General features: G+C 70.2%; 17 protein-coding genes. 10 read left to right on the plus strand and 7 right to left on the minus strand.

Annotation, left to right across the window (positions count from 1 at the left end; translation table 11 throughout):
• The first annotated feature begins 20 nt into the window (after positions 1-20).
• The 3 genes from HUW46_RS16295 to HUW46_RS16305 all read left to right on the plus strand — a co-directional run bounded on the left by HUW46_RS16295 (position 21) and on the right by HUW46_RS16305 (position 4591).
• Positions 21-1328, plus strand: a complete 1308-nt coding sequence (locus tag HUW46_RS16295; protein WP_215548077.1) for a YncE family protein — start codon at positions 21-23, stop codon at positions 1326-1328.
• Between the two features lie 321 nt (positions 1329-1649).
• A complete protein-coding gene (locus HUW46_RS16300) occupies positions 1650-2501 on the plus strand; it encodes a WecB/TagA/CpsF family glycosyltransferase (protein ID WP_215548078.1) in 852 nt (283 codons plus the stop codon).
• Entirely contained in the window at positions 2498-4591 is a 2094-nt protein-coding gene (locus tag HUW46_RS16305) for a glycosyltransferase (RefSeq protein ID WP_215548079.1), read from the plus strand. Before HUW46_RS16300 ends, HUW46_RS16305 begins: the two co-directional genes overlap by 4 nt.
• Positions 4592-4642: 51 nt before the next feature.
• On the opposite strand, the gene HUW46_RS16310 is transcribed toward HUW46_RS16305, so the two are convergent.
• From HUW46_RS16310 to ddaH, 3 genes are all read right to left on the minus strand, one after another.
• Positions 4643-5335 (minus strand): glycoside hydrolase family 75 protein, encoded by a 693-nt coding sequence (locus HUW46_RS16310; RefSeq protein ID WP_215548080.1) that lies wholly within the window; start codon positions 5333-5335, stop codon positions 4643-4645.
• A gap of 121 nt (positions 5336-5456) precedes the next feature.
• Positions 5457-6440: a VWA domain-containing protein gene (locus HUW46_RS16315; protein ID WP_215548081.1), complete on the minus strand. Its 984-nt coding sequence runs from the start codon at positions 6438-6440 to the stop codon at positions 5457-5459.
• Between the two features lie 149 nt (positions 6441-6589).
• Entirely contained in the window at positions 6590-7441 is an 852-nt protein-coding gene (gene ddaH / locus HUW46_RS16320; protein ID WP_442860942.1) for a dimethylargininase, read from the minus strand.
• A 73-nt stretch (positions 7442-7514) separates the two neighbouring features.
• On the opposite strand from ddaH, the gene HUW46_RS16325 reads away from it, so the two are divergent.
• From HUW46_RS16325 to HUW46_RS16345, 5 genes are all read left to right on the plus strand, one after another.
• Positions 7515-7961, plus strand: a complete 447-nt coding sequence (locus tag HUW46_RS16325; protein ID WP_215548082.1) for an Lrp/AsnC family transcriptional regulator — start codon at positions 7515-7517, stop codon at positions 7959-7961.
• A gap of 13 nt (positions 7962-7974) precedes the next feature.
• Positions 7975-8736, plus strand: a complete 762-nt coding sequence (locus tag HUW46_RS16330; protein WP_215548083.1) for an enoyl-CoA hydratase — start codon at positions 7975-7977, stop codon at positions 8734-8736.
• A gap of 218 nt (positions 8737-8954) precedes the next feature.
• The gene (locus HUW46_RS16335) at positions 8955-10874 is read left to right on the plus strand and encodes a 2-oxoacid:acceptor oxidoreductase subunit alpha (RefSeq protein WP_215548084.1); all 1920 of its coding nucleotides are present in this window, start codon (positions 8955-8957) and stop codon (positions 10872-10874) included.
• Positions 10871-11935, plus strand: a complete 1065-nt coding sequence (locus HUW46_RS16340; protein WP_215548085.1) for a 2-oxoacid:ferredoxin oxidoreductase subunit beta — start codon at positions 10871-10873, stop codon at positions 11933-11935. Before HUW46_RS16335 ends, HUW46_RS16340 begins: the two co-directional genes overlap by 4 nt.
• A gap of 5 nt (positions 11936-11940) precedes the next feature.
• Entirely contained in the window at positions 11941-12573 is a 633-nt protein-coding gene (locus HUW46_RS16345) for a formylglycine-generating enzyme family protein (RefSeq protein WP_215549910.1), read from the plus strand.
• A 47-nt stretch (positions 12574-12620) separates the two neighbouring features.
• On the opposite strand, the gene HUW46_RS16350 is transcribed toward HUW46_RS16345, so the two are convergent.
• Positions 12621-13016 carry a RidA family protein gene (locus tag HUW46_RS16350; RefSeq protein ID WP_215548086.1) on the minus strand — a complete coding sequence of 132 codons (396 nt, stop codon included), beginning with the start codon at positions 13014-13016 and terminating at the stop codon, positions 12621-12623.
• Between the two features lie 97 nt (positions 13017-13113).
• Between HUW46_RS16350 and HUW46_RS16355 the strand changes: the two genes are divergently transcribed.
• Positions 13114-14088: a helix-turn-helix transcriptional regulator gene (locus HUW46_RS16355; RefSeq protein WP_215548087.1), complete on the plus strand. Its 975-nt coding sequence runs from the start codon at positions 13114-13116 to the stop codon at positions 14086-14088.
• Positions 14089-14301: 213 nt separating this feature from the next.
• Here the strand turns inward: HUW46_RS16355 and HUW46_RS16360 are convergent, their stop codons facing one another.
• Positions 14302-14751, minus strand: coding sequence for a hypothetical protein (locus HUW46_RS16360; protein WP_215548088.1), 450 nt, complete (start codon positions 14749-14751; stop codon positions 14302-14304).
• Between the two features lie 27 nt (positions 14752-14778).
• On the minus strand, positions 14779-15552 hold the full coding sequence (locus HUW46_RS16365) for a helix-turn-helix domain-containing protein (protein ID WP_215548089.1): 774 nt from the start codon (positions 15550-15552) through the stop codon (positions 14779-14781).
• Between the two features lie 91 nt (positions 15553-15643).
• Between HUW46_RS16365 and HUW46_RS16370 the strand changes: the two genes are divergently transcribed.
• Positions 15644-15967: a hypothetical protein gene (locus HUW46_RS16370; protein WP_215548090.1), complete on the plus strand. Its 324-nt coding sequence runs from the start codon at positions 15644-15646 to the stop codon at positions 15965-15967.
• On the opposite strand, the gene HUW46_RS16375 is transcribed toward HUW46_RS16370, so the two are convergent.
• Positions 15964-17502, minus strand: coding sequence for a sunset domain-containing protein (locus HUW46_RS16375; RefSeq protein WP_215548091.1), 1539 nt, complete (start codon positions 17500-17502; stop codon positions 15964-15966). The two genes, HUW46_RS16370 and HUW46_RS16375, sit on opposite strands and share 4 nt — an antisense overlap.
• Positions 17503-17515: the final 13 nt, after the last annotated feature.

Raw genomic sequence — 17515 nt, forward strand, 5'->3', positions numbered from 1 at the left:
GAAGAACTGGAGAAACGCCCATGCTCGCTCGGCACCGCCTCGCCGTCGTGGCGGGATCGCTCGTACTCGCCCTGTCCCCGGTTTCCGCCGCCTCCGCCGACGTGCCACCGCCGAGAGTGCTCGGCTACGTCGCCAACAACGGCAGCGGCGACGTGTCCGTTGTGGACACTGCGACCGACACCGTGTCGACCACGATCGCGGGCACCAGCGGCACCTCGCCGTACGACGCGGCCGTCGCGTTCGACGGCGCCCGCGGCTACGTCACGAACTCGCGCGACAACACACTGTCCGTGCTCGACACCCCGACGAACACGGTGGACGCCACCGTGCCGGTCGGCGCGCACCCGGCGGGCGTCGCGATCGCACCCGACCGCGGGCACGTCTACGTCAGCAACTACGACGACGGCACGGTGTCCGTAGTGGACGTCGCGACGCTCGCCGCGACCACGGCGATCACCGTCGGGGACCGTCCTGACGGGATCGACGTCGCGCCGAACGGGAAAACGCTCTACGTCGCGCACGACGTGCCCGGCGGCGGTTTCGTGTCCGTTGTGGACCTCTCGACCAACACGCTGACCGTGAACGTGCCGGTCGGCCTCACCCCGTCCGCGCTCGCGGTGACCCCGGACGGCACCAAGGTCGTAGTGGTCAACAAGTTCTCGAACTCGGTGGCCTTCCTCGACACCGCGACCAACGCGATCACCACGACGATCGGCGTCGGCGCGGTCCCGCACGGCGTGGCGATCTCCCCCGACAGCCGGTTCGCCTACGTCACCAACAGCGAGTCCGGCTCGGTGTCCATTGTGGACATCTCGGCGGGCGCGGTCGCCGCGACGGTCCCGGTCGGCGACCGGCCCATCGGCGTCGCGCTGACTCCCGACGGCGCCAAGGCGTACGTGACGAACTACGCCGCGGGCACCACGTCGGTGCTGAACACCGCCACCCGCACCACGACGGGCACCATCGGCGTCGGAAGCCAGCCGGTCGGCGTGGCCGTGCACACGGTGCCCGCCGCGGGCACCACGATCACCACCGGCACCGCGCGCCTGCAACTGCGCCTGCTCGGATTCACCGTCGCGGGGCTCACCGCGAAGCTCGTCGAGACGCACACCGGGAAGCTCCTGTCCGGCGAGCGCGTCTCGTTCACCACGACGAAGGGCCAGACGCTCTGCACCGCGACCACGGACTCGACCGGGACGGCGCGCTGCGACGCGAACGTGTCACTCCTCGTCGGGCTCGCGACGCTGCTCCAGGGCTACACCGCCGGGTACGCGGGCACCTCGGCGCACCGCGCCGCCGCCGTGCACGGCTCGATCCGGCTGCTGTGAACGTTTCTTTTCCGGCTCGGTAAGGGAAACCCGGTGTTTCCCTTACCGACCGCTTTTTCCACCCGGCTGGTTCCTTGACTGAGCCGGAAAACCCGGAACTCTACTGAGAGCAAAAACGGTTGGTCCGTTCAGCCGCACGCGCGGCGGTGCCGACACACCATTTTCCGGCAACCCGTTAATAACCAACTCGACCGGGAAAGAGTCGGCCTCGCCACCGCATTCCCAGTTTTTCAGTGCCCTGTAACGTTTTCCGGCCACCCGCAGACTATGCGAGCACAGAGTGTGTGTCGGCCTCTCGCGAAAACTTAGGTGGCATAACAAATGAATGCTCCAACTCCTGCCACCTCCCCGGTGGCCGAAGACGGTTTTCTCGGCACGCTGACGCTCCCGGTCGCTCGCGTCGGCGCGACCGACGTCCACCCCGTATCGGAAGAGCGGCTCTCCGCGATCGTCGAATCCGCGTGGGACCGCGGCGCCGGCGGCTGGGTCGTCACCGCGAACGTCGACATCGTGCGCGCCGCGGTGAAGCGGCCCGAGCTGGCCGCACTCATCGCGGAAGCGGATCTCGTGGTCGCGGACGGGATGCCGGTGGTGTGGGCCGCGCGCTTGGCCGGGCACCGCGTGCCGGAACGGGTCACCGGGGCGTCGCTCGTGTTCTCCCTGTCCGAAGCGGCCGCCCGCGCCGACCGGTCCGTGTACCTGGTCGGCGGCGAACCCGGTGTGCCCGAAGCGGCCGCCGAAGTGCTCACCGCGCGGTTCCCCGGGCTGCGGGTCGCGGGCACCGACTCGCCCCCGTTCGGCTTCGACCGCACCGAGGACGGCATGGCCGCGCTCGCCGCGAAGCTCACCGAGACGAAACCGGACCTGGTGTTCGCCGGGCTCGGTTTTCCCAAGCAGGAGAAGGTGATCCGCAGGCTGCGCGCGGACCTGCCCTCGGCGTGGTACGTCGGCTGCGGTGCCGGTATCCCGATGGCGGCGGGCGAATTCCGCCGCGCGCCCGACGCGATGCAGCGAGCGGGTGCCGAGTGGCTGCACCGGCTCGCGCTCGAACCGAAACGGCTCGCGAAGCGCTACCTCGTCGACGACGCGCCGTTCGCCGCACGCCTTCTCGTTGGCGCGGCGGTCCGGCGGCTCCGAAGATCCGAGCCCGCGAAGGGAACGGAGATCCGATGACCGCACCGAGGCCGATCTGCGCCGTCGTCGTCACCCACAACAGCGCCGCGGTGATCGAGGACTGCCTGCTCTCCGTCCAAGCCGCCTTCGCCGGGCTCGAAGACACCAGCATCACCTTGGTGGACAACGGTTCCACCGACGACACACTCGAAATCGCCGCCACCAGCGGGGTGCGCGCCGCGGTGCTCACCCAGCCGAACCTCGGCTACGCGGCGGGCGTCAACGCGGGGATCGCCGCGGCACCGGAAAGCGACATCCTCGTCCTCAACCCCGACATCCGGCTCGACCCCGCCGCGGTCCGCGCGCTGCGCGCCGCGGTGACCGCGCCCGGCACCGGGATCGCGGTACCCGAACTGCTCGACGGGCGGGGAAAACCGCAACCGTCGCTGCGCCGCAGGCCGACGACCCGGCGCGCGATCGGGGAAGCGCTCCTCGGCGGCACTCGCGCGGGCCGGTTCCCCTCGCTCGGGGAACTCGTCGTCGACCGCGCCGCCTACGAGCGGCCGGGCACCGCGGACTGGGCGACCGGCGCCTGCTGGCTCGTGTCCCGCGAATGCGTCGACGCCGTGGGCAGGCTCGACGAACGGTACTTCCTCTATTCGGAGGAAACCGAGTACCTGCTCCGCGCGGGCGACCACGGGTTCGCGGTGCGCTACGACCCGAGGGCGGTCGCCGTGCACCTCGGCGGCGAACAGTCCACATCGGACTACCTGTGGGCGCTGGCCACCACCAACCGGATCCGGCTGCGCCGCGAGCGCGACGGCCGGGTCGCGGCCACGTCCATGTGGCTCGCCGTGCTGGGCAACGAACTGCTGCGCGCGGCCGTGCGCAGGGGAAGCGCGGGCACCAAGCACCGCAGGGCCGTCCGCGAACTGCTGCGCATGCCCGAGTGGCCGGAAGGCCCCGAAGACGCGGGCGCGCCCGCGTACGTGTGCTTCGCCGCGCAGGACTGGTGGTACCACAACCGCGCGCATTCGGACTTCCAGCTGATGCGCTCGATCGCGCGGCGACGGAAGGTCCTCGTGGTCAACAGCATCGGCATGCGGATGCCGACGCCGGGCAAGAGCACCCGCACCGGTGCGCGGATCCTGCGGAAGCTGCGCAGCGTCGCCAAGTTCGTGCGCAAACCGCTGCCGGGGTTCTACGTGATGTCGCCGCTGCCGCTGCCGTTCTACGGCTCGCCCCTGCTGCGCAAGGTCAACGCGGTGCTGGTGCGGGCGCAGGTGCGCGCGGTGTGCGCGGCACTGCGGATCCACCGGCCCGCCTACGTCGTCACGATCCCGACCGCGTGGGACGTGGTGCGCCCGATGCCGCGGCGGGCGCTGGTGTTCAACCGCTCCGACCGGCATTCCGAATTCCCCGAGGCGGACCGCGGCGCGATCGAGGCGCTCGAACACGGGCTGCTGGAGAACGCGGACCTGGTCACCTACGTCAGCCACGCGCTGCTCGACGAGGAGCGCCCGCGCACCGGCGAGCGCGCGCACTTCCTCGACCACGGCGTCGATCTCGAACACTTCCGGCCGCGAGCGCGGCACCAGTGGCCTGCCGACCTGGCCGAGATCCAGGGCCCGCGCATCGGGTTCTTCGGCGCGCTCGACGATTTCGTGGTCGACTTCGACCTGCTCGAACGGATCGCCGCCGAACTGCCGGACTGCTCGCTGGTGCTGATCGGCGACGCGACCCACGACATGTCCCGGTTCGACAAGTACCCCAACGTGCACCGGCTCGGCTTCCGTCCACATGAGACGATCCCCGCCTACGGCTCCGGGTTCGACGTGGCGATCATGCCGTGGCTCGGCAACGACTGGATCCGGCACGCCAACCCGATCAAGCTCAAGGAGTACCTCGCGCTCGGGCTGCCCGTGGTGAGCACGGACTTCGCCGAGCTGGCCGGCTACACCGACCGCGTCCGGGTGGCGCACGACCACGCGGAGTTCCTCGACGCGATCAGGACGAGCATCGCCGAAGGCGCCCCGAAACCGGCGGGGGAACTGCGGGCTTCGGTGCGCGCGTTCTCGTGGCATTCGCGGGCGGACGAACTCACCGCACTCGTCGAAGGCGCACGGGCAACCCCTGAAGACCGTCCGTGACGATCTTCAGGGGAGCCCGCTCCCCCTCGGCTCCGCGCCGGTCCTGGTTGGTCAGCCGACGAACTTGGTGGCGAGCGCCTCGCCGGTGCTCGTGGCCTTGTCGTGGTTTTCGATCGGGGACACCACGGAGTTCTTGAAGCAGATGTAGGTGACGCCGGAGTCGGTGCCGCCGTTCTTCGGGTCGGGGTTGATGCCGAGCGCGCTGGCCGTCGCGTACGAGGCCTCGCCGATGATCTGGTCGGGGCCGGTGTCCCCGATGACCGTGTAGACGACCTTGCCGTTGTAGATCACCGCGCACGAGCCGCCGCCCTTGAGCCCCGACTTGCCGTAGTTCCAGATCCCGCTGGCACTCGGCACCACGATGTAGGGCAGTTTCGCGGCGTTCAACGGCTTGCCGTCGGACTGGGGGAAGGCGGTGTCGGGCAGGAAGCAGCAGTCGGTGTTCTCGTTGCACTGGCTGGTGCGCTGGCCGTCGCAGTCGATGTCCATGTCGGCCTTCCAGAACACCGCGCCGCCCGCGTCGCAGACCGGGACCGACTTGCCCGTTTCTTCGTCGGTGCGGTACTTGCCGTTCGAGATCTGCTTGCAGGAGCTGACCTTGGCGAGCAGCTGGGCGGCGCTCGGCCCGGCCTGGATCGCGGGGGCCGGGGCGGGCGGCGGCGCTGCCGGGCTGGCGGAGACGAACGCGGTGGGCATCAACGCCCCCGCGAAGAGCATGGCGGCGGCAAGGACGAACTTACGCATGCCAACTCCCTTGTTGGGCCGGGTAGTTAGGAACCTTTCCTTACCAATGCGTGCCCATCATGGCCCGGCAAGCGGCCCAACTCAATGCTCCGAACGTAGGGAAACGAGCCGAAGCCCGCGGTCACGGGATGCGCTGGTTCAGCCCGACCGCACCGGCGAGCCCGATCACGAAGAGCACCGTGCCCGCGATCAGCCACGGCCTGCTCGCGTCCGCGACGCGGGTCTCGTAGCCGATCTGCTCGCCGATCGTGTCGTAGACCTTCTTGAGCTCGTCCGCGTTGGCCGCCTTGTAGAAGTTGCCGTTCGCCTGGCCCGCGATCTCGCGCAGGGAGTCGTCGTCCACCGGGACCGGGGTGGTGCTGCCGTTGATGTCGACCGTGCCGTGCTCGGTGCCGAAGGAGATCGTGGAGATCGGGACGTTGGCCTTCTTGGCCTGCTTCGCCGCGGTGAACCCGCCGCGGCTGTCGTCGGGGTCGTCGGTGGGCACGGTCTGCTTCCCGTCCGACATCAGCACGATCCGCGCCGGCGGCGGCCCGTCCGGTCCCGACACGACCTCGCCGAAGTTCTTGATCATCTGCAGCGCGGAGAAGATCGCGTCGCCGGTCGCCGTGGAATCGGCCAGCCGCAGCCCGTCGATCGACCGCAGCGCCGCCGCGCGATCGGTGGTCGGGGACACCAGCGGGATCGCCGAACCGGCGAACGAGATGATCCCGAGATTGGCGCCGGGGTTGAGCTCCCGCACGAAGGACTTCGCGGCGACCTTGGCCGTTTCGATGCGGCTCGGCTTCACGTCGGTCGCCTTCATCGACTGCGACGAGTCGATCACGAGTGCCACCACGGCGCGGTTGCGCGGCACCTTCTGCTCGGCGGTCGGACCGGCGAGCGCGATCGTGAACACGATCAGCGCCGCGCCGAGCACCGCCGCCGGCGCGTGCCGCCAGCGCCCTTGCCGCCGCGGCGCGACCTTTTCCAGCAGCTCCAGGTTCGTGAACCGGACGACGTTCTTGCGGCGGCGCCGTTGCACGTACACGTATTCGGCGGCGACCCCGGCGACCACGATCAGCAGCAGGAACCACCACGGGGACGCGAACCCGGAAAGGCTCACGAGCCCGCCTCGCCGGTGCCGGGTCCCCGCGCGTCGGCTCTCCGCACCACGTCGATCGTGCTCCCCGTTCGTAGGCGTTTTCAGGTCACCGCAAGGCGTTCGCCAGCGTAGCGGTGACTGTCAACGAAACGAGACGGGGCGAGAGAACCTCACTTGCGGATTTCGAGGGTGCAGCACTTCGGGCCGCCGCCGGCCTTGCGCAGCTCCGAGATGTCCAGCAGCACGGGCTCGTACCCCCGCGCGGCGAGCCGGTCCGCGAGCGACACCGCTTCGAGCGGCAGCACCACGTTGCGCCCGTCGGAAACGGCGTTGAGCCCGAAGCACGACGCGTCCGCTTCGTCGGCGAGCACCGCGTCCGGGAAGAGCCGCGAAAGCACCCGGCGAGATCCCGCGGAGAAGGCCTCCGGGTAGTACGCGATCTGCGCGGGCGCGGTATCGGTCGCCTCGGCGAGCACGAACAGCGCGGTGTCGAGGTGGTAGTAGCGCGGATCGGTCAGCCGCAGCGAAACCACCGGGACGCCGAGCACCTCCTGCGCTTCGGCGTGCGCGGCGGGGTCGGTGCGGAAACCGGTGCCCGCGAGCAGCAGCTTGCCCGTCCAGGCGAAGTCGCCCTCGGCCTCGTTGATCTTGGTGGGCATGGTCAGGTCGCGGTAGCCGTGCTCCACGAACCACCGGCGGAAGTGCTCCGCCTCGGCGGCGCGCTGCGGCGCGCGGAACCGCGAGCCCAGCACGCGGCCGTCGATCACGGTGCCGGAGTTGGCGGCGAACACCATGTCGGGAAGGCCGGGCTCCGCGGCGATCTCCTCCACGGTGTGGCCGAGGCGCCGGTAGGTGTCCCTGAGCTCGGTCCACTGCGCCATCGCGAGGTCGGTGTCGACCGGCTGGCTCGGGTCCATCCAGGGGTTGATCACGTAGTCGACCGCGAAGAACCGCGGCGGGCACATCAGGTAGCGGCGGGTGGTCGGAACCCGCGTCACTTCGAGCATCCCCTCAACCGTCATGACTCAACGGTATTGCTCGATCCAGATGCAAGCAATCAAGGTTTCATGCGCACATACCTGCTAAACATTGCGTGTGAACTCGATCGACCAGCGAATCATTTCGTGCCTCGTCGCGAACGCGCGCTCCAGCTACGCGGATATCGGCAAGGTCGTCGGGCTGTCGGCGCCCGCGGTGAAGCGCCGCGTCGACCGGCTCCTGGAAACCGGGGTGCTCCGCGGCTTCACGGCGGTCGTCGACCCGGAGGCGCTCGGCTGGGGCACCGAGGCCTTCGTCGAGGTGCACTGCCAGGGCAACGTGACCCCGGCGAGGATCAGGGCACGCCTCGAACCGCTGCCGGAGGTCGTCGCCGCGTACACCGTGACCGGCGCCGCGGACGCCATCGTGCACCTGCGCGCCGCCGACATCCACCAGCTCGAAACCGCCCTCGAACGCCTGCGCGGGCTGGAGATCATCGACCGGACGGTGTCCACCGTGGTGCTGTCCCGAATGCTGGACCGCCCGCCAACCCCGGGCACCTGAGAGAGTGCGGGGCATGACCGATCGGATCCGCAGCGAGCGCGCCGACGGCGTCGCGGTGCTGACCATCGAAGCGCCGGACACCCGCAACGCGCTCACCCTCGACCTGTCCGACCAGCTCAGCGCCGCCGTCGCCGAGGCGGAGCGCGACGAGGCCGTGCACGCGCTCGTCGTGACCGGCGCGCCGCCCGCGTTCTGCGCGGGCGCCGATCTCGCCCATCTCGGCGACGCGAAGGAAACCGGGCTGCGCCGCGTGTACGAAGGGTTCCTCGCGGTGGCGAACTGCGAGCTGCCGACGATCGCCGCGGTGGGCGGCGCGGCGGTCGGCGCTGGGCTGAACCTCGCGCTCGCCGCCGACGTCAGGATCGCCGGGCCGCGGGCGAAGTTCGTGGCCCGGTTCCTCGAACTCGGCCTGCACCCCGGCGGCGGGATGACGTGGATGCTGCAGCGCGCGGTCGGCGCGCAGCGGGCCGCCGCGATGACCCTGTTCGGCGAGGTGCTCGACGCCGAAGCCGCCGCGAGCGCGGGGCTGGTGCTGCGCACAGTGGACGGCGATCACGACGCGCTCCTCGGCACCGCGCTGGCGTTCGCGCGACCGGCGGTCGAGGCGCCGAGGGAACTGGTGCTCGCGACGAAGCGGTCGATGCGCAGGACCCGCACGGACATCGCGCACGCCGAGGCCGTGGACGTCGAACTGGCGCCGCAGCTCGAGTCGGTCGACTCCCCGGCCTTCGCCGCGCGCCTCGCCGCGATGCGCGCGCGGATACACAGGAAATAACCCCAGTCCCTAGATTGGGCGTTCCCGGAGAGTGAGACGCCGGGCGTACCGTCCGTGAGATCAAGGCCGCACCCACCAGCGGAAAGTTACTATTACCATCGGTTACAGGTAAATCAGGTCACACCGCCACCCCCTCCAGAGAAACACCAAGTAATGTCGAGGTATGGGCGACCGGATCGTCCACTGCAGCTAGCCGGGAGAGAGGGATTCCCAGCCCCATGAGTGCGAGCGCGAACGGCAGCGGCAACGGTGCCCTGTCGGCGACCCGAACCACCGAAATCAGCCAGCTGGACCGGGTCGTCATCCGGTTCGCGGGCGACTCCGGTGACGGCATGCAGCTGACCGGTGACAGGTTCACCTCCGAGGCCGCGGCCTTCGGCAACGACCTGTCCACGATGCCGAACTTCCCCGCCGAGATCAGGGCGCCGCAAGGCACCATCCCCGGCGTGTCGAGCTTCCAGGTCCACTTCGCCGACTACGACATCCTCACCCCCGGCGACCGGCCGGACGTGCTCGTCGCGATGAACCCGGCCGCGCTCAAGGCCAACCTCGGCGACGTGCCGCACGGCGGCACCGTCATCGTGAACACCGACGAGTTCTCGAAGCGCAACCTGACGAAGGTCGGCTACGCCAGCGACCCCCTGCAGGACGGCTCGCTCGAACCGTTCGGCGTACACGAGGTCGCCATGTCGACACTGACCCAGGGCGCGCTCGCGGACACCGGTCTCGGCAAGAAGGACGCCGAGCGCTGCAAGAACATGTTCGCGCTCGGCCTGCTGTCCTGGATGTACCACCGGCCGACCGAGGGCACCGAACGGTTCCTCCGCGAGAAGTTCGCGAAGAAGCCGGACATCGCCGAGGCCAACATCCTGGCGTTCCGCGCGGGCTGGAACTACGGCGAGACCACCGAGTCGTTCGCCACCACCTTCGAGGTGGCGCCCGCGAAGCTCGCCAAGGGCACCTACCGGCAGATCACCGGCAACACCGCGCTCGCGTACGGGCTCGTCGCCGCCGGTCAGCAGAGCGGCCTGCGGATCCTGCTCGGCACCTACCCGATCACCCCGGCCTCCGACGTGCTGCACGAGCTGTCGAAGCACAAGAACTTCGGCATCCTCACCTTCCAGGCCGAGGACGAGATCGCCGGGATCGGCGCCGCGCTCGGCGCGTCCTACGGCGGCGCGCTCGGCGTCACGTCGACCTCGGGCCCGGGTGTCGCGCTGAAGTCCGAGACGATCGGGCTCGGCGTGATGACCGAACTCCCGCTCGTGGTCATCGACGTGCAGCGCGGCGGCCCGTCCACCGGGCTGCCGACGAAGACCGAGCAGGCCGATCTGCTGCAGGCGATGTTCGGCCGCAACGGCGAATCGCCGGTGCCGATCGTGGCGCCGCTGTCGCCCGCGGACTGCTTCGACGCCGCGCTCGAAGCCACCCGGATCGCGCTCACCTACCGCACCCCGGTGCTGCTGCTGTCCGACGGCGCGATCGCCAACGGCAGCGAGCCGTGGCTGATCCCCGACGTGGCTTCGCTGCCCGATCTGAAGGTCACCTTCGCTTCCGAGCCGAACGCGGGCGACGGTTCCGACGAGTTTTGGCCCTACGTAAGGGATCCCGAAACCCTCGCCCGCGCGTGGGCGCTTCCCGGCACGCCGGGGTTGCAGCACCGGATCGGCGGGCTGGAAAAGGCCGACGGCACCGGGCACATCTCGTACGACCCCGACAACCACGACAAGATGGTGCGGCTGCGGCAGGCGAAGGTCGACGGCATCGACGTGCCCGATCTCGTCGTCGACGATCCTTCCGGGGGCAAGGCGCGCGTGCTGGCGCTGGGCTGGGGCTCGTCGTTCGGGCCGATCGGGGCCGCGTGCCGCCGCGTCCGCAAGGGCGGTCTGCCGATCGCGCAGGCGCACCTGCGCCACCTGAACCCGATGCCGTCGAACCTCGGCGACATTCTCAAGTCGTACGACAAGGTCGTGGTCCCGGAAATGAACCTCGGCCAGCTGGCGATGTTACTGAGGGCACGCTTCCTGATCGACATCCAGAGCTACACGAAGGTGGCGGGCCTGCCGTTCAAGGCGGAAGAACTGCAGCACGTCTTCACCGACATCATCACCGCGACCACCGAGGAGGCCTCCGCATGACGGCCACCGACCTTGGCCTTCCCGCGCTCGGCGGGCAGGACCTGGTGCCTGCGACGGACGAGCCGCAGAAGGCGAAGGACTACAAGAGCGATCAGGAAGTCCGCTGGTGTCCCGGCTGCGGCGACTACGTGGTGCTGAACGCGGTGCAGTCGTTCCTGCCCACGCTCGGCCTCAAGCGCGAGAACATCGTGTTCATCTCGGGCATCGGGTGCTCGTCGCGGTTCCCGTACTACCTCAACACCTACGGCATGCACTCGATCCACGGGCGCGCCCCGTCGATCGCGACCGGGCTCGCGACCACGCGGCCCGACCTGTCGGTGTGGGTCGTGACCGGTGACGGCGACGCGCTGTCGATCGGCGGCAACCACCTGATCCACGCGTTGCGGCGCAACGTGAACCTGAAGATCCTGCTGTTCAACAACCGGATCTACGGGCTCACCAAGGGCCAGTACTCGCCGACCTCGGACCAGGGCATGGTCACGAAGTCGACGCCGATGGGCTCCGTGGACACCCCGTTCAACCCGCTTTCGCTGGCGCTCGGGGCCGAGGCCACGTTCGTCGGCAGGGCGCTGGACTCCGACCGCGCCGGGCTGACCGAGGTCCTCACCGCGGCCGCGCGGCACCGCGGGTCGGCGCTGGTGGAGATCTACCAGAACTGCCCGATCTTCAACGACGGCGCGTTCGACGTGCTGAAGGACAAGGACGAGGCGGCGCGGCGGATCATCCCGCTGCGCGCGGGCGAGCCGATCCGGTTCGGTCCCGAGCAGGAGTACGGCGTCACGCGCGGCGGCTGGGGCGGCCTCGAAGTCGCCAAGGTCTCCGAGATCGGCGAGGCGAACCTGGTCACCCACGATCCGTCCATTATGGACACCAGTTACGCGTTCGCGCTGTCCCGCCTCGGCGACCAGGACCTGCACCACACGCCGACCGGGATCTTCCGCCAGGTCAGCAGGCCCACCTACGACGACCAGGCCCGCGCACAGGTCGAGCAGGCGCAGGCCGCGAAAACCCCTGACCTGCAAGGACTTCTGCGAGGTAAGGACACCTGGACGGTCGCCTAGCCGGGCTGGTCGCCGTCCCGCCGGGGGCGGTGACGCTGTCGGACCGGCGCACGCAGCGGAGCTGGACGGTCGAGGTCGCGCCGTTCCGGCTGGCCGCGTTCCCGGTCACGCAGGCGTGGTACGCCGAAGTCACCGGCGAGCGGCCGAGCGCGACCGCCGGTGAGCTGTTGCCGGTCGAAGGTGTTTCGTGGCAGGACGCGGTGCGGTTCTGCAACACCTTGTCGCGGCGGGAAGGGCTGGCGCCCGCGTACTCGCTGGCGGGCGAGGAGCCCGAATGGGATCGGGCCGCCGACGGGTACCGGCTACCGACCGAGGCCGAGTGGGAGTACGCCTGCCGCGCGGGCAGCACCGGCCCCCGGTACGGCCCGCTCGACGAAATCGCCTGGTACCGCGGCAATTCCGCCGAGCGGATCCACGACGTGGGCGGGAAACGGCCCAACGCGTGGGGCCTGCACGACATGCTGGGCAACGCGTGGGACTGGTGCTGGGACCGCTACGACCCGGAGGTGTACGGCACTTACCGGGTGCTGCGCGGCGGCGGCTGGTCCGACGAGCACTGGAGCTGCCGGGCGTCCGTGCGGCGGCGCAGCCACCCGACGTTCCGGATCGACGACGTGGGGTTCCGCGTCGCACGGTGACCGCTCGTACCGTTCGTACCGTTCGGACCGGCACGAGCGGCCGGGCGTCACGCGACGGCGGTGCCTTCCAGTTCGACGAGCTGGCCGGGGATCGCCAGCCTCGTCACCCCGAGCATCGTGGTGGTCGGTGCCACCCCGGCGGCGCCGAGCCGCGCCGCCAGTACGCCGTAGTGCCCGAACAGCACGTCGACGTCGGTGGTGTAGACGTTGAGCCGGACGAGGTTCGCCAGCGACATGCCCGCCCCGCCGAGCACGGCCTCCACGTTGTCGAGGCTCAGTGCGAGCTGGGCCGCCATGTCGCCGTCGTGCTGGGGTTTGCCGTCGCCGTCCATCGCGGTCTGCCCGGAGCAGTACAGGGTGCGGGTGTGCCCGGAGACGACCTCCCCCTGGTTGAACCCGAGCTCCGCCGACCACGTCACCGGGTTGACTGCCGTTCTTTCCACTGCCACAGCTCCGTTCGCTTTCCTGGATCTTGGTACGGGGCAAGCCTTCCAACGAATCACGACATCTCCTGTCGTGTATTCCCGGTAGGGTTTTCGCATGCGTGCCGACCGGTTGGTCTCGCTGGTTCTGCTGCTGCGCCAGCACGGCCGGCTGTCCGCGGTCAGGCTGGCCCGCGAGCTGGAAGTGTCCACTCGCACCGTGTTGCGTGATATCGAAGCGCTGTCCGCGGCGGGTGTTCCGGTCTACGCCGAACGCGGCAGGCACGGCGGTTTCGCGCTGCTGCCCGGTTTTTCCACGGAGCTCACCGGGCTGAACCACGACGAGGCGCTCGCGCTGCTGGTCGCCGGATCACGGCGCGGCGCGCAGGTGTTCGGCCTCGGCTCGGCGCTCGCCTCGGCCATGCGCAAGGTGGTCGACGCGCTGCCGGAGGACTACCGGGCCACCGCGGCCGGTGCGGTCCAGCGGTTGCTCATCGACCCCGAAACCGACCTCCTCTCGCGCCGCGTGGTCGACGAGGAGGTGCCCGACGCCGTGGTGGCCGAGATCCGGCGCGCGGTGTTCGCCGGGCACAAGCTGCGCATCCACTACGAGGCGCACGGCGAGCTCCCGGAGTGGCGCACGGTGGACCCGATCGGCCTGGTCACCGTGCGCGGCCACGGCTACCTGCTCGCCACGAGGTCCGGCGCGGACCGCACGTACCGGCTGTCCAGGGTGCTGGCCGCGGCGGAACTCGCCGATCCCGCGCAGCGACCGGACCGGGTCGACCTCGGCCGGATCTGGCAGGAGCGCAGCACGCGGTTCCGCACCGGCGGCGAACAGGTCGGCGTGCGGGTACGGGTGGACCCGGCGCGGCGCGGGGACCTGGTGGGCACCGCGCTGGCCGTCCGCGCCGAAGAAACCGACTCCGACGGCTGGCTGCGGATCGAGGTGACGTTCCAGGATTCGAGGCACGCCGAATGGGCCCTGTGGCAACTCGCCACGAACGCGGAAGTCCTTACCCCGCACTGGTTGCGCACTTCGCTGCACGACCGAGCCACCGCGATCGCCACCCGCTACGGAACGCCGACCTGAACCTTCGCCCGCCACCACGGGATGCAACCCGCCAGACCCGCACACACACGAGAACACGAACGCCGCGCCACCTAATGCATCCCCACCACTGTGCAATCCCCCACCACTCCCTGGGGGGCGGCCCCAGCCCACTCTACCGCCCCCGAAGAGCGAACGGGGTCGCGAACGCGAGTTGTCCACAGTGGAGTGCGAGTGTGGACAACTCGCCTGGTTTCAGCCGCGCGGGCTTGACAGGATCGGCGAACGCCACAGCAGGACGAGCGCGGCGAGGCCGACCGCGCACGGCACGAGTCCGAGCAGGCCGAAAAGGGCGGGCACGAGCGGCTTTCCGTATTCGCCGACGAAGAGGTTCGCCACCGCGAGACAGGTCGCGACGGCGAACGCGGTGATCACGACCGCGCGGGCGCGGGGACCGCGCCGCCGCACGGCCCGGATGCTCCAGAGCCAGGCGAGCGCGCCCAGCACGCCGATCGCCACCAGGTACCCCAGCACCACGGTCTCGGTCGAGCCGATGTTCGCGGCGTCGACGTACCCGGTGTAAACGTCGCGGAGGTGCCGCCCCAGCACGTCCCCGGCGAACAACGGGAGCACCGCGACGACGACGGTGCACACGAGACCGGCGTACATGACCGGCACGACCCGATCCGATCCGAACTTGTCCATGCCCGCACCGTAGGGCCGCGCCGCCGGTCACGGCTTGAACGTTTGGGACCTCAGCTCGCCGGGCGTGCGCAGCGTCAACGCGCGCAGTTCGCGGGCGAAATGCGCTTGGTCGGCGTACCCGGTCTCGGCGGCGACCTGCGCGAACGGGCGCGACGGGTCGGCGACGAGCTCGGCGGCCCGTTCGAACCGCAGCACCCTCGCCGCGGTTTTCGGCGCCATACCGACCTGGTCGTGGAACCGGCGCGCGAGGTGCCGCCTGCTCATGCCCAGTTCGTCGGCCAGCCCGGAGATCCGGACCGCGCCCGCGGTCGCCACGATCCGCCGCCACGCCCACGCCACACCGGGATCCGGTCGCGGGCCGCGTGCGCGCAACCGCGCGAGCGCCGCGTCGAGGACCTCGAACCGGCCGGGCCAGCCCGGTGTTTCGGAGAGCCGCTCGGTCAGGTCCGTGCCCGCACGGCCGAGCACGGCACCGATCTCGGGAAACTCGGTGCCGAGCGCGCGCATCGGCGTCCCGAAGAGCGAGAACGCGTCCAACGGGTCGAGCCGCAGCCGGATCCCGTGCTGCGCTCCGCCGACCCCGATCATCGAAACCCGGTCGCGCGGCGCGGCGACGAACGACGACCGCCGCTCACCCCGGCCCACCACGACCGGGTCGCCGAACCCGATGACCCACAGCACCCGCGTCGACGGCAGCTCGGGGTAGGCCTCGTCCGCGGGATACCGATCGCGGTACCCCGCGTAGAGACGCGGATCGTCGCGCGGCACGCAGACGACCTCGGTTTCGCGGGTTGTCGACACGATTCGACCTTAGCCGGGAAAAGGGGTGTGAGGCCCGGCTCGGGTGGGTACCCAAGAGCCAGGTGGCCGGCAACCCATGAGGTGTCGTGTGATGAGCGAAGTACGGACAGCGGTGGAAACCGGCGAACGAGTTCTGCCGCGTCAACGGCAGAACGCCTATCGGGACGCCATCCTCGACGAACTGGCCGAGCTGGCCTCACTGACTTCCTGGACCCGCCGCGCGTTCCCACCGTTGATCCACCGCGCCGTACTGGCCGGGGTGGAGCCGAGGTCGATCGCCTCGTCCGCCGGATGCGACCTCGCGGAAGCCCACCTCCGCTGGCACACCTGGGCGGACGCCAGGGTGGCCGAACGCGAGATGACCCTCCACGAGTATCTGCTCGTCCACGACGCGCTCGCCCGCTCCATCACCTAGGTGACCGGGCGGAAACCCACTCGCTCCGCGTCGGCGGCGGTGCGGAACCACACCTCCGCGACCATGCGCGGGAACTGCGGCGACTCCTCCGAGCAGTACCGCAGCGCGGTCACGCTGGCCTTCACGGTGAACTCGTCGGACGGGCGGCCGCCACCAGGCTTCGGCATGGCGGAACCGGGGCCGAACGGGCCGGGCGGCACGCTGCTGCCGCCGTGCTCGCGCGCGGGCGGCACCTGCTCCGCCGCGGGCGCCGGGGCGTGCTGGTTCGGGGGCACCGCGGGTTCGAACAGCGATCCGCTGTGGCCGCCGCCCTCGGGTTCGCGCCGTTCGATCGGCCGCATCGAGGGCTGGATCGGGCGCGGCGGGTCGAAACCGCCCGGCGGTGACTGACGCGGTTGCCGCTTCGGCAGCACCTGTGTCATTTCGGCAGCCGACTCGTCGGGCACGCCGTCGGACTCGCTGCCGTCCTCGTCCTGCTCGGCTTCCGGACCGGCGCTGAACGCGTACGCGGGCGGTTCTTCGTCCTGCGACGCTGGCTGGAACAACGAGTTCGGCTGCGGCTTGACGTGCGGTTCGAAAACCGAGGAACCGGCAGGGGTTGCTTCTTCTTCATCGGGGAAATCCGAGTAGCTCGAGTCTGCTTCGGACTCCGGCTGCGCGGCGAGCGGCGAGTCGAGCACCGAGGTCGGTTCGGATTCGGCGAACAGCGCGCCAGGCTCGGCGGAACCACTTTCTCCTTGGTGCGCCTCGGAAACCGGTTCAGCGCCGACCTCTTCTTCGTGGTCGTAGTCCACTGAGGACGACTGGAACACCGAGGTCTCCTCGGCCGATCCGTACGACGAAGGCTCATCATCCACGGTGGACGACGAGATCGACTGGAAGATCGAAGTCTCTTCGGCCGATCCGGTGTCCTTTTCGGACTCCAGCCGGTAGCTCGATGGCTCCTCGTGCTCCACGCGCTCGAACGCCGCGTCGTCGGCGGCGTTGAAGTCGAACCGCACTCGCTCCGGCTGCTCCGGCTCCAGCACCGAGCCGACCCCACTGGTGCGGGCGGTCGGCCCCTCGGGCGGGTCCTCGGCGAACAGCGCGTGCCCCGCGGGCTCGGGCGCGGACTCGCGGTCCGCGGGGAGGTCGCGGTCGAACCACTCGGGTTCGTCGGCGACCGGCTCGGGTGCGGCCGGCTCGGGCGACGGGAACGGCTCGGCGGCCGCCGGTTCGAACGTCCTGGTCGGCGGCGGCTCCGCACCCCGGCCCTGGTTCGCCGCCGCGAACGCCTCATCGACGTCCTCGTCCGCTTCGGGACCCGGGTTCGAGAAGGCACCCGCCGCGCCGACGGCCCCCGCGGCCCCGACCGCGCCGACCGCCACCGTCGCCGGGAAGGCGCTCTGCTTGGGTCGCGCGGTCTCTTCGGCCAGTCTCCGTTCGAGCTCCCTGTTGCGCTTCTGCACCGGCCTGGTCAGGAAGACCCAGGACAGCAGGGCTCCCACCACGAACGCCAGCGCACTCCACAACCAGACCTGCTGGAAAAGGGACATCTCGCGCGGTCAC

The sequence above is a fragment of the Amycolatopsis sp. CA-230715 genome (assembly GCF_018736145.1).
Lineage (GTDB): Bacteria > Actinomycetota > Actinomycetes > Mycobacteriales > Pseudonocardiaceae > Amycolatopsis.